Raw genomic sequence first — 22,038 nt, 5'->3', positions numbered from 1 at the left:
ATTTACACCAATGTTGTATGCCGACCCATGATGCGTCTTCTTGGTTATCAGGGAGCTTAGTGGCGCCCGAAAACACGAGGCCCTTCTTTAGAAAACGACTTGGCTCCAGGTTGGTTGAGAAATCGAATGACTCCCAATTAAGACCAGAGCCGAGGGAGAGGAATCGTTCGATTTGATCATCTACACAGTAGCGACGAACAATCTCCTCAATAACGGTTACCTCGCTCGAGCTGAGCGGGGCCTTTCGCCTAGCAGTGTAATAGATGGATATTGCCAAAATACACCCTCAGAGTCGGTAACTGTAATTGGGGTAAAGGATACCGGGCTTGCGTCCGTTCGACTACGCAAGGTGTGTTAGCCGGACACTTACGGTTCGATGAGCCGGTGTGGGTTCCACATCCATGATCACGCCGTGCTCGGTATCGATCAGATAATTCGTGGAGTAAGCGTAGAACGCTGGGCCACCTAGAGCTGCGGTCCATCGGGCTTGAGGATCAGTCAGCGATAGGCGCTTCGGTAGCGTTTCGGCCAGAGCCTCTTCATCGAGCGCCTCAAGATACTCACGCACGGCGCGGGTGCTCAGGGCCGGATCGCTCTAGTTGACCGGTTCATCGCCCGGTACGCCGCGCTGCCGGCTGGCATCCGCCTTGATGATGCTGGCGTCCACGGCAAACCCTTCGCCCTTGACCAGACCTGCGTCCATGCAACGACGCAGCACTTCATTGAACAGCCAGCGAAACAGATCGCTGTCCCGAAAACGGCCGTGTCGATTTTTGGAAAAGGTCGAGTGATTGGGGACCTCATCTTCAAGGCTCAACCGGCAGAACCAGCGATACGCCAGGTTCAAATGGGTCTCTTCGCACAGCCGCCGCTCTGAGCGAATGCCGTAGCAATAGCCCACGATCAGCATGCGGATCATCAGTTCGGGATCAATCGACGGACGCCCAATCGGGCTGTAAAAATCGGCGAGGTAATGGCGCAAGTCGCTCAGATCGAGACACCGACCAATGCTACGCAGAAGGTGATTGGCGGGGATGTGGTCTTCAAGGTTGAATGAGTAAAACAGCCGTTCCTGCCCACTCGATAACTGTCCCATCATGCTGCGTGCTTCCCTGCTGGCCGATGCGCGGATTTTGCCGCAGGCCAGACAGGGGAGCTACTTTTTCAACAGAATCGGCCAAAAGCAGTCGCTCGCACCTAAGTCCGCCCAAAGCGAATTATCTCTCCGATACCGGATCCAACTCTCGGAGCAGTACCATTTGTAAGGTGAAGCGTCATCATAATAGGGTTGTCCGGAAAGCTAATATCAACCCTTGATATCAACTTCAACAAAGAGCCGTGATAGTCCGATATTGAGTTCGGCTTGTCGGGAAAACTATGTGAGCTATGCTCTATAGATAGCATCAAAAAACGCGGTAAACTATCGGCGTACGGGCCATTTAGTAAATTCAATGCAATCTTCGCCGCCTGAAGATAATTGTGATTTTGAATGTGATTTATATTTTCGATGATATCAATAGGGAGATGTGCGCTAAACTTCACCAAGTAACTTTCGAGCTTTTCTATGAAAGTTTTGTGTTCACTTTCGATAAAATTGGCCCAAAGCATACGGCCTTCACCATATCGCGTCTCCGAGGAATAAAAGTTTTGCACGCTCATTTGATCAAAAAAAGATGTATTGAATAGGTCGCAGGGGCGGACTACAATTGTATCCGCGGGTGCTATGGAAGTTATCTTGAAAGTTTCCGCTATTGTTTCTAGATGATTTATAATGATTGGTTTCAGAATTGAAAGCTGTTTCTGCAAGACTTCCTTGTTGATCAATTCTTGCCTTGCGGATAACTCGGCTTCTTTTAGATCGCTCATCTTATGGGAGAGCGAGTTCAAAAATAAGCCGATGAGCATTATTCCAATTATCACCTGAGTGCATATAGTTAAAAGTAGCGCATGATTTTCTTGTCTTGGAATGATATCGCCAAAGCCTAGCGTGCTGATGGTTATAATACTGAAATACAAAGACTGAACAAGCTGAATTCCTGGTATGTCCTTGAAGTCAGAATTAAACAGGAAGTAATAAATCCCTGAAAACAACAATATAGCCATCGCATATGAGAGACCATAAACATAAGGTTTTTGTCGTGTGATTTTCATTTGCCTAACTTAACTCCCCGTACACGCATTATGTTCTTGATGTAGGCTTACTCTAAATGGAAGGCACTCGAAATTCTACAACAATCAGCTGACTGGCGCAGTGGCAGCTAGCTCTGACGCAAGCGGCATTAACATTTTTGCGGACATAGCCTATCTAGCGAAGGTATTCACAAGAACAATAGCTCTGGATAGATTTTGGGTGTGAAACACCGGTGATACGAGGCGAATGTCCGCTCTTGGCCCAGAGTGTATAAAAACGCCTTCGCGTGTGATCGCCGGCGTCGAATTGACCCGGTTGCCGATTGCAAGCTAACCTGACACCAATCGGAAATAATCCAGCATTTGTAATGGGTTCATAGGGTGGGAGCTTGGGTCACCAACTTTTCAGCAACTGAGTCAATCCTATGCTGGCGGGAGCACGGTGATCTAATCGAGCGATGCGATGCCGGTGATCAATAGCTGACTGACACAGATGCTCCGGCATTGTAGATGCATGACGAGGGGCTGCTTTTGGCCAATACCTGCCTGTCGCGAAGGGCAGCAATGGGTCGATTGCTTCCAGTCGTGCCTATCAAGAGCAGTACCTCGCTCAGAGATTGAACACCCATGCTTTTTGCAAACGACGGGCGAGCAGCCGCAAAGTCAGCAGATAGTAATACCGCGTCGCCTCGCTGCATGGATTTAGGCGATGCTCAAGAAATCAATCCACATGCTTTTTCTGCCAAGCCCAAGGCGTCTGTCGCTGCCAACGCTCTGAGATTTCTGCTTGGATGACTCTCGCCTGATCACACCAGCATAAGCGTCAAGTACTCCTCGAACGAAAACACTGTTGATTTATACAGTTCTCATGAGTATTTTGAGGACTCTTGTGCGGGTACTCCAGCCGAGCTAGCTGACCGTGAGCGAAAAAACGTATCGATATCGCTCTAGATGGCGGTCAAGAACAGGAAGCGTTCCGATAGATTTATATCCGGGGGCCTGAACCATTTACTCAAGCGGGTCGTTCGAAATTTAATCGATTACATTCTAAAATCAGGTCAGATGAATGGCGTACACAGATATTGATCTCGGAAACCTACTGGCTGATCCAAAACCGGTAACCACCAACAGCATCGAGCCCAAACTCGGAGAGCTACCGTGGGAACAGATGCACTGGGAAGACTTTCAGAAATTGTGCGCTCGCCTGGTCCAACGTCAGTACCTACCAAGTGGCATTCAGGTCTTCCAATACGGAAAATCTGGCCAAGAGCAAGATGGGATTGACATAATTTGGAAAACTACAGATGCATGTAAATATAGTGTCGCCGAGGTAAAACATTGGAAAGCAGTTAAGCCATCGAATATTCAAAAATGGCTTAAAGCATTCCTAGACGGCGAGCGTGCAACGGATTCTCAAATATGGATTCTGTGTCTCTCAGTCAATATCGAGGATGATACTAAACTGGTGATGGCATGGGACGCCGCGAAAACTGAGCTAGAGTCACATGACATTCAAGCATTGGTTTGGGATCGAGGCTTTATTGAAGAGCTCTTGCGAGGTAGTCCTGAGCTTGTAGAGCGCTTTTTCTCCAAAGAGATTCGAGACCGTTTCTGTTACACCCTTAGCATGCCAACCGAGGAGCCACGCCTATTCCGCCGCAACTATATTGGACAGTCCGATTCCTACCTCACTGCCGAGAATGAAAGTGTCAGAGTGGAAGTCATTCTGCCCACTCGAAATTCTCCCCATGCATCTGCCATCCTATCATTTGCTCGGTCAAATTTAGAAGGCGTCTCACTGGCTATCGATGGAAAAGATCTTGTGCGATGGCTGCAATGGGCGGGGCATCCTCACGATCCGTTGAAAGGTCCTTTTACATTGCCTTTGAGCAATCCGGATCGCTTTCTCCTGACCACCCCAAAATTTCAACTGAGCTTGAGCAGTTCTGAATTCGAACAGCTGGACTGGTGTCTGCGACATATATGGACTCACTACCTGTCCGCAATCCAAACACTGGAAAACGATTGGAGATGCCTTAGGTTCAAGAGGCTAAGTGGATCATCCCAACCAGTCCATGCACTTATTAGCCTTCCACGTACTCTCTGGCGTCTAATAATGGAATATGTTAGCGAGCATGATTACGTCAAAGGTGAATCTGATCAGCATATTTTCGATGCGTCCAATAGTGTCCTGAAAGTATTCTCACCAGCTACTAAACCGGCGCTGGATGCTGGGTATCATCTTATTTCGTATGCCTATGATGAAGGTGGTCCAACCGGCCGCTATGAGCCGAACATCAATATCTGTTGGAACCCCAATAATCTGCGTGAGCTTTCCAGTCCTTGGGGCCCTAGGGGACAATGGGATGCTGAATTCACCCATGATTGGCTGAGGTTGACACTTCTACCTAACGTCAGGGATTGGCACCAACGTAAAAGCCAGCAGAATCTATCTTGGTTGACAAATCCGGTTGAAAAGCTAACAGGGAATACTCCAGCTCTAGCCATGGAGGATTATGTCATTTCACTAGCTCGGCTCAGCATGCGGCATATTGCTGAGGCAATGACAGTCGAAGAATTGAATCGCTGCCTACATGCCATGCAATTGCATTTCAGTTGCCTTAGCACTTCGGCTGTCCTCGAGCAAGATCTACTTATCAGCGTGTTGCGATGCGTTCAACATTTGGCTTACCGCCTACCTGAGCAGCATCATAACTACATCCGGGGCAACCTTCAACTTGGTCGAGAACCACTGGTAGAGAGCCTCGTTGAACTGATAGCGTCCAATAATACTAATTCGACCAACTGCACGATGCTGGAAATGGCGCTTCGATCGCTAATTTGCTGCAGTGAGAATTTGATCTGGACTGATAGTGACGTAAAGTGGGTTCAACAGATGCTTGAACCGGTCTGGGCAAGAATGCGCGAAGACCTGTTGTGCGAAATGTTTTCCTAAGGTCGAGATCAAGGTCAGCGCGTGCGTAATCACAAGGGTAATAGGAAAATCTTTTTTAACTTAAGTTTCTCCCTCTGTATTGATATAGCGCTGGGCAACTCTAATCTTGCAGCCTCAGCTTTCTTTAGTTCACGGATCTACGATCCATCAGATCAGATCCCAGCCGAATTATCTGCCGTACGGTGAAGCCTATTACTGACAAACCATGCTCGTAAGGCAAGATATGAATACCTGTAGTACTGAGATAGTAGGGCTGCTTCGCAGCCCATCGCCGGCAAGCGCTGCTCCCACAATGTGGACCGAGTAGTGCTGGGGGGCTGCGATATTCTAGGAGTGCGGGGTGCGTATTGCTTGAAGCCTGATTGCGGGGGATTGTAATCAGGTCACTTGAATGGTACCGGAGACAGACGGACGGTTTTTGGTCGTGAGGGCCCGGTTTTCGTGGGGCTGGAATTTAGTGGATTTTTTTGATGTACCTCATAGGGTATCTATAAATAAATCAGCTATTTATGGCTTTCAGTGGAATCGAATCGGGAATTGCGGAGGCTCCTCCTACCCACTTTAAATGGTACATAAGGAACGGCAGAAACGGACCCAAAGCTGCCCTTGGCGTAGGGCGCCAAGGGCCAGAAACTGCCGTTCGTGGACAGCTACTTTTGACTAGCCTTAATCAGACTTTCCAATAAAGTCGGCAAAAGAAAAACAATTTCTCCCGCGTCGTTCATCTGGGGAACCAGGAGATCTACCAATCTTGCAGTGGTTCATCTCCAATTGTTGCTATGACAAGCACGGGTACATGCCCGGGCTGAAATTTTTGCCTAGAGCTTTCTTCATTCGGAGGCTCATTATCGTAGCGACCAGATCCTGTCACCGTGCTTAGCAGTAAATTCGTAAATTCAAAATAATTACCTGGCTTCGAGTGTCCAAATGAGATCCATTGTTCCATATCTTCTGCCACAGCAAATCTCAGGATCGGGGCTGCTGCTTGCATCAGTAGATCTCTACCACGCATGCCGGATATTACTCCCTGATTTGCATTTGTATAAAGATAGTCCCCGCTAGGGTTTGAGGCGACCTCCAACATTTCATTAATGAAAATTGACCAATGGTCTCCGCCACTTTTAACTCCAGGGCTAAATGATCTTCCTACCGTTCCAGCTAGCAGGCCGGACAGAGTGCATGCAAAATCCATAGGGCACCGAACGCCTCCTCTTGCATGCGCAGGCGGGAGGGAGCATGGGCCAGTAACCCATGTCGATTCAGACGAAAATGAGTGCGCGAGTAAAGCCGCATGATCCGGGCCAGCCGACAGTACCCCCTTCCAACGCGGGGTAGTTAATACGCTTCTATATGCGTGTTTTTTATAAATGATTGCATACTCCGCTCCAGCAGTGCAGGGCTCACTTCCTGCAGAAGGATGAGTGAAGTCCCATGAAGAATAACCAGCTGGGGAGGTTGCGAGACGAGTCTCTCCAGTGAAGGCGGGCCAGCTTTGATAAAGCTCAAACTGGATACGTTGCGTCCCAGAATTCAATGAGCCTGTTTTGGGCTTGAGAGATGTCTTCGCCTGCAGTAGCAAAGCTCTTCCGGTCGACGGTTTTGCAGGGTCCGTATCGAAATGCTGCTGTATAAGTAATAGGTCTCCGATTTCTACTGCTTTTGCACCCGTGACAGCCTTAACTTTCGGAGTTTGATGTGTGAAAACGCCTTTTACCATCAGTTTGGTAGACGGAGGAATATTTCGACTCAAAACGTCCCGCAGCCCCTGATACATCTCCCTGCAAAGCAAAGCGCTAACCAACCCAGGCTCATCAGGCGCAATTGGGTGTGCGGCCCTCCAAGCGTAAGCATGGCTTCGATTTACGTATTCTCTGATCTCATCAATGAGTGACATAACAGCTCCATTACGTATTAATTCTATGATTTCCGTGGAAGGCGTTGGCAGTTAAGGAATGGTGCTGACAGCCAAATCGAGCTCGAACGCTTCTTTAGCGATTTCATGCCTGTTTGAAAGGTAGCATTCGGGCAGAGAAAGGAAATTCCGGCATTAGCTCTGTCAAAAGGGGACAAATCTATTTAATTCCGCCTTCTCACTCTGCTCTGAGCCGCAGGATAAATCTGTCCCATTTCAATCAATCCCTTTTAGGTGAAAAATGGGGACTGGGCTATTTCCTGAGAAATAAATCAGTCCCCTTTTGCCCTTTGCTGGTCGGCGTGACGCCGCCGCGCTCCTGCTGAAGCTGATTAACCCATCGGCGCAAGGCCGACTCGACCAAGCCAAGCGAACGGGCCGCTTCGGGATGGCTGTAGCCTTGACCAAGCACCAGGCAGGCTGCTTCGCGCTTGAATTCAGGTGCAAAGGTACGGCGTTGCTTGGTCATCGGACACCTCTCTGTGGCGAGCATTCTCGCCTAAATGGGTGCCCTGAGTTAGTAGACCACTACACCTATCAGCCGTAGCCAGCCGTATGAGGAGAAAGGGCCTCAGGCAATCTTCACAGAAGTTTGCGCAAGGCCAGGTCGCTATCCGCGCCTGTGACGCAGACGGGTAGCTCTCGCTTTCGCCACAATCGAGGCGTAGCCAGTAGCCAGCGTTACCCCATTGGGTTGTTCGGCGATCAACAGCAGGTGTTGACCAATCAACTCGGGGTCAAAGCTTTTGATCGCTTCTGTAGACAGCGCATCGATATCGATTGTAATGCCTTTGCTGGGAATGAAGTCTTCCTCATACAACACATCAACAGCAACCGTCTGCTGCGTATCCATGTAGCTGTCTTGCACTGCGAAGGTTGGCACCGCAACGTGAGTGTCAGTGTCGGTGTCATACACAACCTCTGAATCTGGCACTGACAGCTCTGCTTCGAGCTCAAGATCTTGCGATTGGTAATCGAAAAGATCAGCAATGTTCTTTTCACGCTCGACGGCTTTATCAACAGCCTGACTACTCACGCCCAGCTCGGCACGCATTCGAATCAGAAAACTTTGTCCCCAAGACGAAGCGAACCATTGCCAGGCGGCCCCCCTTTGCCGGCCCTTGAATCTCTGACCGACGGGTAAAACAGGGCCAAATCCCTGAAGGACATACTGACCATCAGCAACGGTCAATGTATCAATAGCTGCTCTAGGCGCCTGCCAGTATAAGGTGTCCGGATATGGAAAAGTGCCCTCTGTATCACCTTGACTGATGTTAAAAAGACGATTAGCTTCCATCCGGATATACGGCTCATCTTGAATCTCACCAATAAACTTGGCATCAGGTTTAGCTGCACCAATCAATGCACCCGCCATACTCGCGATAGTGTCAGTATCACTCCACAGCAGATTGGCAACCACTTCCATGATCTCTTGAGATCCGGCTCGCTGGCCCAAAAACGCAGCCACATTAGCGAAGAGTGCCGACTTGAGCCCAGAACCCCGCTCCTCTTTACTGAGGCCGTTATCACCCTCTACGATCTTTGCATACAAAACTGTGGCCGACTCATTGGTTTGCGCGAAGCAATCCATAGCCTTGCGAACAGAAAGACTCCACTCATTGGCCACCTCATCAGCGGCGCGCTCCAGTGTAGTCTTGCTGTTTTTTTCCCAGGTAGGCACCCAGAAAGTGAGCAGATCAGTGTCACTCTTGATGAGCTTCGGGATGCTCCGAATGTCATCACTGTAGCGAAGCCAATCACTGTCCGAAGCCATTCGACCGTATTGCATGACATGGGCAAGAGAAAGTGCATGCACCACTGCACCCGCGATCCCACGCATATGGCCATGGGTGCAGATTGCATTACGGATGACGTCGACAAGGTAGGATGGTTTATCGTCTAACTTGCAGGCGGCCCATACATGAGGCTGGATCCGCATTGCAGCACCGTTACCACCGCCACTTTCATACCCTTTGAAGAAGTTGCTGAACCACGCAGTGCTTCTGTTCGCCAAAGAACTGGCAGCTGCTTTGCTGCCTCGGCCAGCGCCGAGCGCGTAGATTTGCCAGACCGGCATTTCTATCTTTGCGAATGCCTCAACATCGAAGTACCCTTGGCCGGAAATTGCCCGACTGGTTGAAAGTCGAAGCTGAGTATCGTCAGAGTAAGACCCTGCGGGCAAGGTGACGTCTGCACCGAATTTTCCGCCAACCAGACGCTTCCACTGGCCAGTGCGGGTGGATCGGGTTTGGCCCACACGCCTTTTGACCAAATCCTCCGAAGCGAGCTCTGTCGGAAAACCCAATGCATCGCCGTAAGCCGACCAAAGAGCTGAGGATACCGTGCGTTTCAGCCTGGATTCGGACATATGTATTTTCACCTAATTTTCTCGAAGAGCTCGGGCCTGACAAAGACCTCGACCGCTCGGTGGGCCGTGGCAGCCATTTGTCCTGCGAGCTCATCCGAATGTTCTTCACAACGCACGTAGATGCGTTGCAAATAACGAGTTGAAACCTCTCCCGGATAAAGAATTTCCGCCTGGTTGCAAGTCGTCTCGTTTTCAGGGAAGCCTTCAGTTCGTTCCGCATAGTGATTCGAATACTGATGCGTCGTTTGCTGAAATGCTCGCTGCAGACCCTCCAGGCCAGGAGACCTCAGATTACCGGTATAAATGTTGTTCGTGGTGGTGAACTGCACATTGTCATGAAGCATGATTTCCGGTGCGAAATCGAAAATGCACCAAAAAAAATCTCTTTCTCGATGCCAGCTCCCCGAGCAGGTATTGAAAAAGTTCATGTTGATGCGGCTGATCGACAGGTTGGCATAGTCAAGCCACGCCAAATCCTTGTCCCGATACCGGGCATTGGGCTGGAAAATATGCTTGAGCTGTTCATCCGCGTTCAGCCGCTGTCTCGACTTCAACGCATTGCACGCGAAGATCCCCAACGAACCCCTGTTAGTCGTGAAATGCACAACCGATTCGATGCCACGCTGCTCGATAAATTGCTCGATGCTCATACGTCCCTGCCCTCATACAGCTCATCGTCCACGAAGCGCATGATATCTGGGGCGTCGGACGGTTTAAAGCCAATCATGACGCTGTCGCGTGCTCGCCCGATGCCCATGGCGATCAAGCGACGCAAGCGAGCAGATGGCTCATAGCCGCCGTCTTCATCATCATCTTCTTCATCATCCGGGGCGCTTACATCCACCACCGAGCCGTCCAGCCCGATCATGATGACATGGTCGAACTCCAGTCCCTTGCTGGAGTGGATCGTGCACAGAGCGATGTTCTCTTCTCCCTGCGGCCACTCGGAGTTGCCGGCAATGCTAACAAAGGGGTAACCAGCGCGGCGCAACGCCGGCATGAGGTCTCTGAACCAGCCTTTGGGATGCAGGAAGGCAACAGAGTTTTGTTCAAGGTCGATTTCGCTTAAGAACTCGATTGCCGCCTTGACCTGATCCAGGTACTCACCCATCAGGACGATCGGCTTTGGCCCATGACCGCGGGCGGTATCGAAGTTTGGCATGGTGCCGTTGTCGTCCATTGCGACTCCATCGAGCAACGCGCTCGCAAAGCGAGCGATCTCGTGGGTGTTTCGATAGTTTGTCTCCAGGCGATGGCTCTTTTCCGAGCGCAGGGTCACACCCACTTCACCCCAGTTGAAGTTACGTGTGTAGATACGCTGCGCGCTGTCCAACACGAACGTCACTGATGCTTCAGGGGAGCACTGACGCAGTAGAGCCCGGATTTCGTTTGCAGAGAAGTCCTGGGTCTCGTCAACGACTACCACATCGCATTGTTCGTAGTCGTGAGACGCAATCGTGCAGGCAAGGTCGTTCCAGTCGACCAGTCCACGAGTGCGCTTATGATCGATATAGGGACGTATGACCTCATCCAACAAGATCTGGCGCGCAGGACGCTCCATACGAGGCGTGCTACCACGCCCTTCTCGTCGAGTAGAGAGGTAGTCGTCCAACTGATCCGTCTCAAAGCGCCCCAGGACGTACAGCGCCTCTTCCAGGCCAAATTCGACATCCAACCGGGTCTTGGCCAGGTTCTGACGCAGCAACCGCTCGGTTTGCTCGAAATCCAGGATGTTGTCAGCGTCTGTCAAGCGCCGTGCCCACTTGTTGAACGTGGAAATCTCCAGCGAGATTCCCGTGTCTGGCAGTTGTTGCTCCGCCAACTCACTGATGTAGCCCCGTAGCGTGCGGTTGTATGTGAGCACGAGGACTCTGACAGGCTTAGGATTGACTTGGCGGCGCGCACGGCTCAGATAGAAGCCGACGCAAGCACGTAGTTTGAGAAGTGCAGTAGTCGTCTTACCGCTTCCTGCTGCGCCTCGGATGACCTCAACGCCAGGGCTGACGCGCGAGAAAAGGGCCAACTGCTCGGCAGTTGGAATGACATCGATCAAGGCTTTCATGGGGAGCATCCGTCCACTGGAAAAAAGCTGATGCTAGCACCAAATGATAGCAATTAAATGGCCATTGGCCACTTGCGGAGGATCGCTACCGGAATTAATCGTTTTAGCGTCCTGAACTGCGTATCGTGCGCCTGTGAATTCACCTCCGTTGTACGAGGTTCAGCAGGCTCGCGTCCATTGGCGTGTTTCGCACCTCGGCCTCACGCAGGCGCAGTCTTGGAGCACCTCCAAAAGGCGCTTACGTAGAATTCTCTGCATTCCCCCTCTACTTATCGATGTGCGTTGCAAGAACCCAGCACAATTCGCAGGCTCGATCGCCGATCGGGATCAGCAGCAGCGCATAGTGCTAGTGCTGGGTTTCCACGCATCACTGTGGACAGTTTTTGAGAAACTGAAGTGGCTCGGCGAAGTTTAAGGCTCTGGCTGACGCGGCAATTAGAATCGTTTCTTTGAGCCTAGCTTAAGAATTTCTAACGTTAGAACGTTGCTATTGGTGTGGATGATTTTCAGATTAGGGTGTTATAAGGGTCGGATCTATATTGGCTGCTACAATAACCGAAAGCATACTCATGAGAAGTGTTTTGACGAGGTCCCAGTACTTAACTACTGCTACCAAAATTGCGCCAATCATGGGCAGAAGTGATAGGAGCTTCAATAAAGTAAAAGTTCTTCTCAGGGTAACTCCCTGCTTTTCTACTTGGGCGATAGTAATTTTAAGCAATTTTTGAAGCTTTGGCGGGTAGGTTTTTATCTTGTCTTTGAAGTCATCGAACACAACATTGAAGCTGTGTAGTAGACGGTTAGTTTGCAACGTTTGATTGTGCAGGATCGCAAGTAGAACCACAGAAACGACAGTCAGGCCTAGCACAACAACGAATGCTTCGAAATGTGATTTACTATTACTCAGCGCAATCAAGCCCGCTAGAGAAATCGGGAGGGCAAGCATCTTGCCGGCGATATCCCCTAAGACGCCGCTCAGTTTTGTTCCATAGTCAATTTCCGCTTGAGCCAGCTCGCGGCGAACCTTTTCAAATGAAAAGCCATAAACGTAGGTTTGCAGATTAGCGCGATAAGTCGAAAGAACCTCATTCCATTCTTTCACGACAACCAAGAAAAGGCTTGGTTCGCTTTCATGCTTTTCAATTACGCTTGCGATAGCCATTCTAATCATCAGCTTTCGCTCGGAGAGGTGAGCTTTATTCTCATTTTTACGATTGAGGATTTCCTCAAGCAAGCTCATATGCCTTAGCTCATGCCCAAGTAATCTTTCGTCGACCTGGGTCGGAAGTAAAAAGGTCCGAGGTGGTTTAGCACCATCTGGAGGCAAAGCGAAAAACAGATTGAAGGAATCGGGACTGCTGTCCTTGTCTACTCCGATGGCCAACATCGACAGCAACTCAACTAGCCTGCAAATGCGCTTTAGCTCTGTAATTGGGGCTGGCTCATCAGTGTCGATATCAGCCCAACCTAACTCAACGACATAGATGTTCTTTGGAAACTGACCTTTCCCCAGTGAGCCGGCGCGCGCGAGTTCACTAACCGTAGCATAGAATCTACCGAATTCATTGGTGGGCACCCTAAACTCGATCTCGATAAAACCGTCGTTCTCTGATTGATGTTGAAATTTGCCAAATTCCGGTTGTAGATCTCTGCAATTATGCAAGGCAGAAGATATAGCAGGTGTCGATTTTCCTTCATAGGAAACGACTCCATCTTCGATGATAGGTGATCCCATCGCTCGATACAGAGCCACGACATTAGAAAACATTTCTTATCCAGCCCTAGCCTTTAGTTCTTTATCAATTACATCAATTAATTCTTGGGTCAGATTCGACAAGATCAGTTTCTTACGAACTTCATCGTAGTAAACATCTGCTGTTGCCTCCTGCCCTAGAGCCCCCCTTTCAAACTGAATAGACCAACTCGTCGCATCACCTTTTATTCGAGTCCTTTCTTTCAAAGATTTTGGGTTGACTGTAAACTCTTCCGGAACTCTGTGTTTCTCATCATTCAAATAGTCTTTCAGGCCTGCAATCTCATCCACTAACTCCGCTGGGACTTGCTGAGTCGCAGCATGGCAGATTGCATCCAAACGTGCGGGCTTTCCGTGAGTCATTCGATCTTGGAGGTATTTCACAACGGCTTCTTTTGCCTTATAGGCGAAAGACTTCAGCTCTTTCTTATCCCGAAAGAAACGGGCGACATAATCAATGGCATTTTTTGTGGCTCTACCAGATGCCACTCCTTTCGCACACCCCAAAGCCGAGATGAAATAATCAGAGGCTTGGCTGTCTCGCCCCCGGCTGATAAAGCAAAGATAGGTAGAATCAACCTCTTCTTCATCATTTTCGGGTGCTTTTGCCGCAGCAGCAGTGACATCGGCGAAGCTTACCAAGTTAATCCTGGCTGCCTGTTGAACCGTCTTCAGGTCTACTTCCTGAATCTCTTTCGGAACGTAGTTTTCATCCAACTGGATGCCGCCACGCTCTTTAATGCTGGCAACCAAAAAAAAATCGGAAGTGCCGGACGTGTAATGGGCGCAAAGGACATGCCCACCTGTTGCCAAGGTTCGACTTCCCGCCTGTTCTACCAACTGATCCATTGCGAGATGCGTGAGTTCGACGAACTGGGTCTGATCGTCCGGCTGATCAACGAATGTACTAAAGTGTTCTGGGAACGGCCCTTGGCGACCATCATTGGCGAACTGCCCATAGACAACGCTATTGCCTTCCTTGCCGATAAGGCCATTGATACCTTCGACTAGCAACGTGAGAGCAGGGTTTTGTGTGTCTAGTACGACGTTCTTCTTCACTACGTCAGAAACGAACTCGGTGTAAGCCAGTTTCTTGAAGCTGTGAATGATGGCAGTTTTCAGTGTGATCACGGTTCGATTTCCGTTTCGGCGATATCAATATGAGATTACGAAAATCAGGCCTCACCATGCAAATAGCCTATTCGTTTAGTCGACCAGAGGGATGAGAGGGATCTCACGAAAACTGTATAAGCATACAGCAATATTATCTAGCTGGCTCGCCCCCGTTTCCGTAGATGCTGCTGACCGCTTCTGGCCGATAGCAGGCATTCGTGAAGGGCCGCTTTGGGTCGATTGCTGTCAGTCGTGCCTATCAAGCTCAGAGGTTGAACACCCATGTTTTTTGTAGACGAGAAGCGAGCAGCCGTACGGTCAGCAAATAGTAATACCGCGTCGCCTCGCTGCGTCGACTTAGGCGACGCTCAAGAAACCAATCCATATGCTTTTTCTGCCAAGCCCAAGGAGTCTCCCGCTTCCAGCGATTTGCAATTTCAGCTTGGATAAGCGTTGCCTGCCGCAGATGGCGTTGCCGCGTTGCGTGCGACCCAGTCATCTCACCGACCAAGAACAACTCCATACCAAATGGCTTGCTCATCTCCGTCCTCCAATGTAGGCAGCGACCACGTCCATCCGACCGTGCCCAAGCTCGTAGCTGATTTGCCTTCGGGCCTCACGATCAAGGTTCCTATCTACCTGGCAACATTGGCCACCGTTGATAGGCCCGCGGTGATGGGTGATTTGTTCATAACGCTCACACGCGTACGCCGCCCGTAGCTCATGGAAGCCTGTACATGCAGGATGTCCCGTGCTGGGCGGATGATTTTTTGCAGAAGATCCACGTAGCTTTCGTGTGCCGCAATCAGGTTGCGGCTACCCGTAGGCGAAACCTGTCGTGCAAACGCAAGTGCACCTCGGACATGGTCGTTCATTGCAATCCAACGAGGTGCCGAGGCGCCGGCGCGGCCCCCTTTGGTACCGTCCTGGATGTTGATCTTACCGCAGGCTTCAGCCTCACGGCTAAGCCTTGGTAGGTCAGCCAAGATGGCCTCACGCAAGCGCATACCTGTGGCTCGTGCCAACAGAACGATCGCGGCGGCCCGTTGCTGATGATCGCGGCAAAGTGCATCGACGATCTGCTTAACCTGTTCGTGGTCTTGGCCCTGCGGCACCGACTGTCGAACCCCGGTGCGCTGCATATCCAACGCCTTGCTCGGACTTGGCAACTTCACGCACTGATCACCGCGAAGCGCCGCCATGGTCCTGTTAACGCTGGACAGCCGGTTTTGTGCAGTGCTGACGGCGAGCTCGCCGCGGCTAACCAGGTCACGCAGATACGCTACATAGCCGACCAGCACCTTCCGATCAATCTGCCGCGCATCATTGATGCCAGACCCCTGTTCGGAGCGGCACCACCTCACGAATGCCAACCATCGATCACTGTGCGCCTTGACCGTGCCGTAGTGGCCACCGCCGAACATGTCTTTCAGCGCCTGAGGTCCTGCGTAACTCAATTGCCTGCCGTAGCCGAAATTGCGGCCTTCGCGTCTACCCACCAATGCCATGTCGGTCACCTCATCTTCCGATCTCCGATCCTCGCCCCACGTCATCCCGCCAAGAATGCTGAGTGTTATCAGGGATCAAGGCCCCTGCGACCTGTGGGGAATGTCCACTACGCAGGACTGGCGGCTCCTTACGTCCGGGAGCAGGGACATCTCATGATCTGGCCTCCTTAACACCGTTGCCGGTGGGCGGGTGGAGGCAGCACTGGCTGACTAAACCAGCGCCTGAAGATCCTGAGCCGGGTGAACGCAGCAATGCGATGACCGGGGCATGCCTGACTGTCAGTCAGGTGCAGTCCATTCCTTGGTCTGCGGCACCATCATCTACAGCGCTGTTGCTGGTGACATCGGCGTTTGTCACGCCGATTGTCACGAGGGGGAAAGCCGCAAAGCCATGTGCGATCAGGGCTGCAGCAGTGGTAGAAGTGCCCGTCTCTTTCCAGAAGAAAGAGACGGGCACAGGTTGGCGCAGGATTCGGCCAAGCGGATAGGTGGCTGCAGGGCAGCGAGGTACGGAGTATCTGGCGCACGAGCGCTATATGTGTAAGAGCATCCATCACATGGGTAGTGACCGGGCGAGCTGCCGGATGCTAATCGCCCTTGGAGAGAACCACCGCGAGAGCGGCGTGGCCTTTAAGGTTCGGGACACCTGGGGTGCTGTCATCGACAGCGCTTGCACGGCCAGTTCTACGCCTGTGGATAAACCCGGTCAAGGGTCGAAAATCACCGCTACTTAGGACCTGAAGACGGTTATCCACCAGTGGAATTGCGTGGTAAATCCCGGACAACGTCGTGGCTTTTAGCTCTTCAAAGTGAGGTCCATCCAAACAGGGCGGCTTTGCAGTCCTGTTTGGATGGACCCGCGTAAAAGAGCACCCAGCGCCGATCTTGCAGACTCATCCGCGATTGAATGCGCCATGGCCATTTGGCAAGGCTGTGACGTTGTCGCCTACCGGGTGGGCGAACTCATGCGGAGTGACAGGGCCCGATCTGTTGGCATCGATGTAGTTACTCCACCACGCCATGATTAACCGACGCTGCTCCAGAAACTGGGCCTTGTGGATGTACGCGGCGCGCACGCGGTTACGCTCCTGATGACTCATCTGCCGCTCAATCGCCGCGTCCGTCCACAGCCCTGATTCGAGCAAGGCACTACAAGCCATGGTCCTGAAACCATGCCCACACACGTCCTTGGTGGTGTCGTACCCCATATTTCGCAGCACCTGGTTAACCGTATTCTCCGACAAGGGTTTCCAGTACCTGTGGTCACCGGGCAACACCAGTTCAGAGAAGCGATTCAAGCTGCGCAGCTGTTCAAGGATCTCGATGACTTGAGGCGACAGCGGCACTATCTGAATGTCCCCACTCATCTTGGTCCCGCGTGTGGAATAGCGGATGCCTTCAATCGGCTTACGGGTATCGGGGATCTCCCACATCGCCCGTTGCAGGTCGAATTCATCCCACCGGGCGAAGCGCAGTTCGCTGGAGCGCACGAACACATGCAGCGTCAGTAGCACTGCGAGCCGGGTCAGTTCGCGACCGGTGTAGTTGTCGATTCGATCCAGCAGTTCAGGAAGGCGGTTCAGCGATAGAGCAGGACGGTGCACGGTACGCGGCGCTTGGATAGAGCCGGCCAGATCGAGCGCCGGATTCTGAGTGATCTGCCGCGCCCGCTTCGCACCCCGCATGATCGTGGATAGATAGTTCTGCACACGCAGCGCTACATCCATGGTGCCGCGATCCTTGATCCGCTGGGTGACCTCAAGGAGATCATGGGTGTCGAGTTCAGCGATGGGCCGCTGACCAATCAGTGGGAACACATGGGTACGCAACCTGCTCAGCACCGTCTTGGCATGGCCCTCGGTCCAGCGTCGGGACATTTCAACGTGCCACTCCAAGGCCACGGTTTCAAAGAGAAGGCTCGCCCGCTGGGCAGCAATCTTGGCCTTCTGCTTTTCTTCCATCGGATCAAGGTTATCGAGCAACAGGGCCTTAGCCTCATCGCGCTTGGTTCTCGCGACAGCCAACGAAACGATGGGGTACTTGCCGATGATCAGCGTGCCTTCCTTGCCGTTGGGTTTGAAATACCGCAGCCGCCAAGTCTTCGAGCCACTGGGCGTGACGTACAGGTACATGCCCCCACCATCGAACAGTTTGTAAGCCCGATCACGCGGTTTGGCCGTACGGCATTTTAGGTCGCTGAGCGGAGTGGCTAGGCGTGGCATAGGGGTACGTTCTCCATGCAGGAAAGACGCTGTACCCCAAAAATACCCCCCGATTATTGGGGATTTAGTTGGTTCCCGACGGAGGGTCGTGGAAACGAAAAACCGGCCAGAAGGCCGGTTTAGAGGGCTTACAAAGCATTCAGCGGAATGCAGTGGAGCTGGATGTGGTGCCGGAGACAGGAATCGAACCTGCGACCTTCGCGTTACGAGTGCGCTGCTCTACCGACTGAGCTACACCGGCGTGTAGCGCAACGTACCATTGCCGCTGCCGTTACGCAAACCCCTGTTTCTCCTTACTTATTCCCCGCCCCCGCCGCTGCCGCACACCCATTCGGTGCCAGGTCTTCCTCAATCGTCGTGGCACAGCTCCAACCAGTGGCCGACCGAGTCAACGTCACACTCTGGCCCAACACATTCGCCGGCGCATCCACCAGCGTACAGGCAATGCTGCCACTGCCATCCGCCGCCTTGCCCTGGGCCGTTATCGCACAATGCGCCGTGCCCGCCTGGCCGCCCAGGGCTGCCACGTCCGCCACATCCTTGCCTTCGTTCAAGCGCAAATCCATCGGGGTCTTCAGCGCCGATATCTCCAGCAAGCCCGCTGCCGCTTTGCTGCGCGCCTGGTGGTTGGTGTACATCGGCAGGGCGATGGTCGCGAGAATACCGATGATCGCCACGACGATCATCACTTCGATCAGGGTGATACCGCGTTGCCCTTTCATCCACTCTGTTCCTTTTCGATTCGTGTATGCATTGGGGTAATGCTCGCCCCAAGCCGGCAGCGGCGCAGTAGGCCTGAATGGACACCTTTTGTCACCCCTGCGCGGCCGGGGTCGGGCTTGCCTGAACTACTCTAGTGAGCACCGGGAAAAACGCCCTGTCACGGATGAAGGCAAGCTGTTTCCAGGCTTGTCGCAAGGGCTGAAAAGGACTGCTGCATGACTCGATCTATACACCTCTATGCCTGGCATGGCACCGACCTCAACGGCAGGCCCATCAACGGCAAAACGCCTGGGCGCAGCCCGGCGTACGTGCGCGCCGGGCTGCAGCGCCAGGGGATCAGCGTCGACCGGGTGCGACCGGCGGGCGGCCTGGCCTGGCGTTGGCCCGAGGCCCAGGCCAAGGCCGACCCGGCAGGCTTCAGCCGGCAGCTGGCGACCCTGCTCAAGGCCGGCGTGCCGTTGTTGCAGGCATTCGAGGTGATGGGGCGCAGCGGTTGCGGCAAAGCGCAGGCCGAACTGCTGGCGCAATTGCAACTGGATGTGGGTGCGGGGCTGGGTTTGGCGGATGCGCTACAGCGCCAGCCGCGTTGGTTCGATGCGCTGTATTGCAACCTGGTGCGGGTAGGCGAGCAGTCGGGCACGCTCGATCGGCAACTCGAACAGCTGGCCGACATGCTGGAACAACGCCAGCTGCTGCGCCGCCGCGTACGCAAGGGGATGGCCTACCCCCTCCTATTGTTGCTGACCGGGCTGGCGGTCGCGACGTTGTTGCTGCTGGAAGTGATTCCGCAGTTCCAATCTCTGTTTGCGGGCTTCGGCAGCCAATTGCCGGCCTACACGCAGGTGATCATCGACTTGTCCACAGGGCTGGCGCGGCATGGGCCGCTGTTGCTGATTTTACTGCTGGGAATGGCGGCGGGCGCAAACCTGTTGTATCGACGCCATGCGCCAGCACGCCTGTGGATATCTCGCCAGTCGTTGCGCTTGCCGGTGTTCGGCCCACTGCTCGGGCAGACGGCGCTGGCCCGCTTCTCACGCAGCCTGGCCACGGCCTATGCGGCTGGGGTGCCGTTGCTGGATGCACTGGGCACAGTGGCCAGTGCTTGCGGCTGCGAACTGCACGAGCAGGCCACTTTGCGCATGCGCCAGGGCATGGCCAATGGGCAGGGGCTGAGCCAGGCGATGGCGGGCGAGCCGTTGTTCCCGCCGCTGCTGGTGCAGCTGACGGGTATTGGCGAATCCAGTGGCACGCTGGACGTGATGCTGGAAAGAGCCGCTGCGCATTACGCCGAGCAGGTCAGCCTGGCGCTGGAGCAGTTGACCAGCCTGCTGGAGCCAGCCATCGTGCTGATCCTCGGGTTGTTGGTCGGCGGCCTGGTGGTGGCGATGTACCTGCCGATCTTCCAGTTGGGTAGCCTGATCTGAACATGAATGCGTGGACCTTGCTGGCGCAGCAGCCAGCCTATTTCATCGCCTTGGCCTGTGTGCTCGGCCTGGTGGTGGGCAGTTTCCTGAATGTGCTGGTGTATCGGCTGCCGCTCATGCTCCAGCGCCAATGGCAGCGCGATGCCCAGGAAGTGCTTGGGCTGCCGGCTACCGAGCACGTGCGTTTCGACCTGAGCCTGCCGGCTTCGCATTGCCCGCACTGTGGGCAACCGGTGCGGGCATGGCAGAACATTCCCGTGCTCAGCTACCTGGCCCTGCGTGGGCGCTGCGCCAGTTGCCAAACCCGTATCAGCCCTCGCTATCCGTTGGTGGAGGTTGCCTCGGCGCTGCTGTCGGGGGTGGTGGCCTGGCATTTCGGCGCCAGCGCGGCGGGGCTGCTGGCGTTGCCGCTGACCTGGTGCCTGCTGGCCTTGAGCCTGATCGATGGCGAGCACCAGGTGCTGCCGGATGTGCTGGTGCTGCCGATGCTATGGCTGGGGCTGATCGCCAATGCCTTCGACACGTATGTACCGCTTGCCGATGCGGTGTGGGGCGCGGTGGCGGGGTATCTCAGCCTGTGGACGGTGTACTGGGCGTTCAAGCTGGTGACGGGCAAGGAAGGCATGGGCCATGGCGACTTCAAGTTGCTGGCGTTGATCGGGGCCTGGGGCGGCTGGCAGGTGTTGCCAATGACCTTGGTGCTGTCGTCGCTGGTCGGGGCGCTGGTGGGGCTGTGCCTGCTGCGTTTGCGTGGCCGTGAACTGGGCACGGCGATACCTTTCGGGCCCTATTTGGCCATCGCGGGGTGGATTGCGCTGCTCTGGGGTGATGAAATGTACACCTCTTACCTGCAACTGCTTGGATTCTGATGACCACTGCAGCTTTCACTCCCTGGATTCTTGGCCTCACGGGCGGCATCGGCAGCGGCAAGAGCGCGGCAGCCGAGCGCTTCGTCGAGCTTGGCGTGCACCTGGTCGATGCCGACCAGGCAGCGCGCTGGGTGGTCGAGCCTGGCCGGCCGGCGCTGGCGAGCATCGTCGAGCGCTTCGGTGCCGGGGTGCTACTGGACGATGGGCAACTGGATCGCTCCGCGCTGCGCCAGAAGATCTTCGCCGACCCCGAGCAGCGCCGTTGGCTGGAGGCGTTGCTGCACCCGTTGATCGGGCAGGAGATCTTCAGCTACCTGGCCAAGGCCGAGTCGCCGTATGCGGTCTATGTGTCGCCGTTGCTGATCGAGTCAGGGCAGTACCAGAAGGTCCAGCGGGTGCTGGTGATCGATGCGCCGCAGGCGCTGCAGGTGCAGCGGACCCTGGCGCGCGACGCCACCAGCCCCGAGCAGGTGCAGGCCATATTGCAGGCGCAACTGGCGCGCGAAGAGCGCTTGCGGCATGCCGATGACGTGGTGGTGAACGACCGCGACCTGGCTGCGTTGCATGGGCAGATCGATCGCCTGCATGATTTTTACCTGACTTTACGAGGAGGCCAGCCATGAGCCAGCCATTGACCGTCGATTGCCCGACTTGCGGCGCACCTGTGGAATGGAACGAGAAGAGTGCGTTCCGGCCGTTTTGTTCGGACCGCTGCAAATTGATCGACCTGGGGGCCTGGGCGGCGGAAGAGCACAAGATCCCGGGGGCCGAGGATTCGGAGGATGAGTTGTATTCGGGGGATCTGGAGCCGCGGCATTGAGTTGATGCGGGATAGGACCGGGGGGGATGGCACGGGCTGCGCCCGTGTTCGCGGGTGAACCCGCTCTCATCAAACAAAATGCAACCCACTGATTTTTAAGGCACTTAGGCAGCGACAAGTTGATACCCCAGTTTCCGGGGGTTGGGCCGCAAAGCCCCGCGCGGGCGGGGGTGGGGTT

Annotated in this window: 15 protein-coding genes, 1 tRNA gene and 4 pseudogenes; 5 read left to right on the top strand and 15 right to left on the bottom strand. The window is 53.8% G+C overall.

Features of this window, described 5'->3' with window-relative positions; all coding sequences use genetic code 11:
* Positions 1 to 311 precede the first annotated feature (311 nt).
* The 3 genes and pseudogenes from IAE37_RS06580 to IAE37_RS29150 all read right to left on the bottom strand — a co-directional run.
* Positions 312 to 1,099 (bottom strand): annotated as a pseudogene (locus tag IAE37_RS06580) (transposase); the annotation flags it as partial.
* A gap of 98 nt (positions 1,100 to 1,197) precedes the next feature.
* On the bottom strand, positions 1,198 to 2,151 hold the full coding sequence (locus tag IAE37_RS06575; protein ID WP_201171195.1) for a potassium channel family protein: 954 nt from the start codon (positions 2,149 to 2,151) through the stop codon (positions 1,198 to 1,200).
* A gap of 589 nt (positions 2,152 to 2,740) precedes the next feature.
* A pseudogene (locus tag IAE37_RS29150) lies at positions 2,741 to 2,935 on the bottom strand (hypothetical protein); the annotation flags it as partial.
* 261 nt (positions 2,936 to 3,196) lie between these two features.
* Here IAE37_RS29150 and IAE37_RS06570 point away from each other — a divergent pair.
* Positions 3,197 to 5,086 (top strand): hypothetical protein, encoded by a 1,890-nt coding sequence (locus tag IAE37_RS06570; RefSeq protein ID WP_236409824.1) that lies wholly within the window; start codon positions 3,197 to 3,199, stop codon positions 5,084 to 5,086.
* A gap of 742 nt (positions 5,087 to 5,828) precedes the next feature.
* Here IAE37_RS06570 and IAE37_RS06565 read toward each other — a convergent pair.
* The 12 genes and pseudogenes from IAE37_RS06565 to IAE37_RS06510 form a co-directional block, all read right to left on the bottom strand.
* Positions 5,829 to 6,980, bottom strand: coding sequence for a hypothetical protein (locus tag IAE37_RS06565; protein WP_201171192.1), 1,152 nt, complete (start codon positions 6,978 to 6,980; stop codon positions 5,829 to 5,831).
* Positions 6,981 to 7,287: 307 nt separating this feature from the next.
* A pseudogene (locus IAE37_RS06560) lies at positions 7,288 to 7,467 on the bottom strand (transposase); the annotation flags it as partial.
* Between the two features lie 141 nt (positions 7,468 to 7,608).
* Positions 7,609 to 9,366 carry an ADP-ribosylglycohydrolase family protein gene (locus IAE37_RS06555; protein WP_201171189.1) on the bottom strand — a complete coding sequence of 586 codons (1,758 nt, stop codon included), beginning with the start codon at positions 9,364 to 9,366 and terminating at the stop codon, positions 7,609 to 7,611.
* Positions 9,367 to 9,374: 8 nt separating this feature from the next.
* Entirely contained in the window at positions 9,375 to 10,016 is a 642-nt protein-coding gene (locus IAE37_RS06550; RefSeq protein WP_027615775.1) for a DarT ssDNA thymidine ADP-ribosyltransferase family protein, read from the bottom strand.
* Positions 10,013 to 11,428 carry an AAA family ATPase gene (locus tag IAE37_RS06545; protein ID WP_201171186.1) on the bottom strand — a complete coding sequence of 472 codons (1,416 nt, stop codon included), beginning with the start codon at positions 11,426 to 11,428 and terminating at the stop codon, positions 10,013 to 10,015. The genes IAE37_RS06550 and IAE37_RS06545 overlap by 4 nt, the downstream gene beginning before the upstream one ends.
* A 511-nt stretch (positions 11,429 to 11,939) precedes the next feature.
* On the bottom strand, positions 11,940 to 13,196 hold the full coding sequence (locus tag IAE37_RS06540) for a hypothetical protein (RefSeq protein WP_201171182.1): 1,257 nt from the start codon (positions 13,194 to 13,196) through the stop codon (positions 11,940 to 11,942).
* A gap of 3 nt (positions 13,197 to 13,199) precedes the next feature.
* Positions 13,200 to 14,312: a nucleoid-associated protein gene (locus IAE37_RS06535; RefSeq protein WP_201171179.1), complete on the bottom strand. Its 1,113-nt coding sequence runs from the start codon at positions 14,310 to 14,312 to the stop codon at positions 13,200 to 13,202.
* A 247-nt stretch (positions 14,313 to 14,559) separates the two neighbouring features.
* Positions 14,560 to 14,835, bottom strand: coding sequence for a hypothetical protein (locus tag IAE37_RS06530; protein WP_201171176.1), 276 nt, complete (start codon positions 14,833 to 14,835; stop codon positions 14,560 to 14,562).
* Positions 14,832 to 15,802: pseudogene (locus tag IAE37_RS06525) on the bottom strand (integrase domain-containing protein). Before IAE37_RS06525 ends, IAE37_RS06530 begins: the two are co-directional and overlap by 4 nt.
* An 893-nt stretch (positions 15,803 to 16,695) precedes the next feature.
* Entirely contained in the window at positions 16,696 to 18,024 is a 1,329-nt protein-coding gene (locus IAE37_RS06520; protein WP_201171174.1) for a tyrosine-type recombinase/integrase, read from the bottom strand.
* Positions 18,025 to 18,189: 165 nt separating this feature from the next.
* Positions 18,190 to 18,265: transfer RNA gene (locus IAE37_RS06515), tRNA-Thr, on the bottom strand.
* Between the two features lie 52 nt (positions 18,266 to 18,317).
* Positions 18,318 to 18,746, bottom strand: coding sequence for a pilin (locus tag IAE37_RS06510; protein ID WP_201171172.1), 429 nt, complete (start codon positions 18,744 to 18,746; stop codon positions 18,318 to 18,320).
* A gap of 216 nt (positions 18,747 to 18,962) precedes the next feature.
* Between IAE37_RS06510 and IAE37_RS06505 the strand changes: the two genes are divergently transcribed.
* Genes IAE37_RS06505 through yacG form a run of 4 tightly spaced genes read left to right on the top strand, consistent with a single transcriptional unit; the run spans position 18,963 to position 21,860 of the window.
* Entirely contained in the window at positions 18,963 to 20,171 is a 1,209-nt protein-coding gene (locus IAE37_RS06505) for a type II secretion system F family protein (protein WP_201171170.1), read from the top strand.
* A gap of 2 nt (positions 20,172 to 20,173) precedes the next feature.
* Positions 20,174 to 21,040 (top strand): prepilin peptidase, encoded by an 867-nt coding sequence (locus IAE37_RS06500; protein ID WP_201171168.1) that lies wholly within the window; start codon positions 20,174 to 20,176, stop codon positions 21,038 to 21,040.
* Complete coding sequence (gene coaE, locus IAE37_RS06495; RefSeq protein ID WP_201171166.1) at positions 21,040 to 21,663, top strand: dephospho-CoA kinase; 624 nt, start codon at positions 21,040 to 21,042, stop codon at positions 21,661 to 21,663. Before IAE37_RS06500 ends, coaE begins: the two co-directional genes overlap by 1 nt.
* Positions 21,660 to 21,860, top strand: a complete 201-nt coding sequence (gene yacG, locus IAE37_RS06490) for a DNA gyrase inhibitor YacG (RefSeq protein ID WP_201171164.1) — start codon at positions 21,660 to 21,662, stop codon at positions 21,858 to 21,860. The genes coaE and yacG overlap by 4 nt, the downstream gene beginning before the upstream one ends.
* The last annotated feature ends 178 nt before the right edge of the window (positions 21,861 to 22,038 follow it).

The organism is Pseudomonas sp. S31 (assembly GCF_016648105.1).
In the GTDB taxonomy this organism is placed as follows: Bacteria; Pseudomonadota; Gammaproteobacteria; order Pseudomonadales; family Pseudomonadaceae; genus Aquipseudomonas.
This window is presented reverse-complemented; position numbering and strand designations above follow the sequence as displayed.

Excerpts from the sequence above, each read along its gene's own strand:
- IAE37_RS06570 (WP_236409824.1), top strand. The coding sequence starts at position 3,197 with ATGGCGTACACAGATATTGATCTCGGAAACCTACTGGCTGATCCAAAA.
- IAE37_RS06550 (WP_027615775.1), bottom strand. The coding sequence starts at position 10,016 with ATGAGCATCGAGCAATTTATCGAGCAGCGTGGCATCGAATCGGTTGTG.
- IAE37_RS06500 (WP_201171168.1), top strand. The coding sequence starts at position 20,174 with ATGAATGCGTGGACCTTGCTGGCGCAGCAGCCAGCCTATTTCATCGCC.
- IAE37_RS06530 (WP_201171176.1), bottom strand. The coding sequence starts at position 14,835 with ATGAGCAAGCCATTTGGTATGGAGTTGTTCTTGGTCGGTGAGATGACT.
- yacG (WP_201171164.1), top strand. The coding sequence starts at position 21,660 with ATGAGCCAGCCATTGACCGTCGATTGCCCGACTTGCGGCGCACCTGTG.
- IAE37_RS06545 (WP_201171186.1), bottom strand. The coding sequence starts at position 11,428 with ATGAAAGCCTTGATCGATGTCATTCCAACTGCCGAGCAGTTGGCCCTT.
- IAE37_RS06555 (WP_201171189.1), bottom strand. The coding sequence starts at position 9,366 with ATGTCCGAATCCAGGCTGAAACGCACGGTATCCTCAGCTCTTTGGTCG.
- IAE37_RS06520 (WP_201171174.1), bottom strand. The coding sequence starts at position 18,024 with ATGCCACGCCTAGCCACTCCGCTCAGCGACCTAAAATGCCGTACGGCC.
- IAE37_RS06510 (WP_201171172.1), bottom strand. The coding sequence starts at position 18,746 with ATGAAAGGGCAACGCGGTATCACCCTGATCGAAGTGATGATCGTCGTG.
- IAE37_RS06505 (WP_201171170.1), top strand. The coding sequence starts at position 18,963 with ATGACTCGATCTATACACCTCTATGCCTGGCATGGCACCGACCTCAAC.
- IAE37_RS06575 (WP_201171195.1), bottom strand. The coding sequence starts at position 2,151 with ATGAAAATCACACGACAAAAACCTTATGTTTATGGTCTCTCATATGCG.
- coaE (WP_201171166.1), top strand. The coding sequence starts at position 21,040 with ATGACCACTGCAGCTTTCACTCCCTGGATTCTTGGCCTCACGGGCGGC.
- IAE37_RS06565 (WP_201171192.1), bottom strand. The coding sequence starts at position 6,980 with ATGTCACTCATTGATGAGATCAGAGAATACGTAAATCGAAGCCATGCT.
- IAE37_RS06540 (WP_201171182.1), bottom strand. The coding sequence starts at position 13,196 with ATGTTTTCTAATGTCGTGGCTCTGTATCGAGCGATGGGATCACCTATC.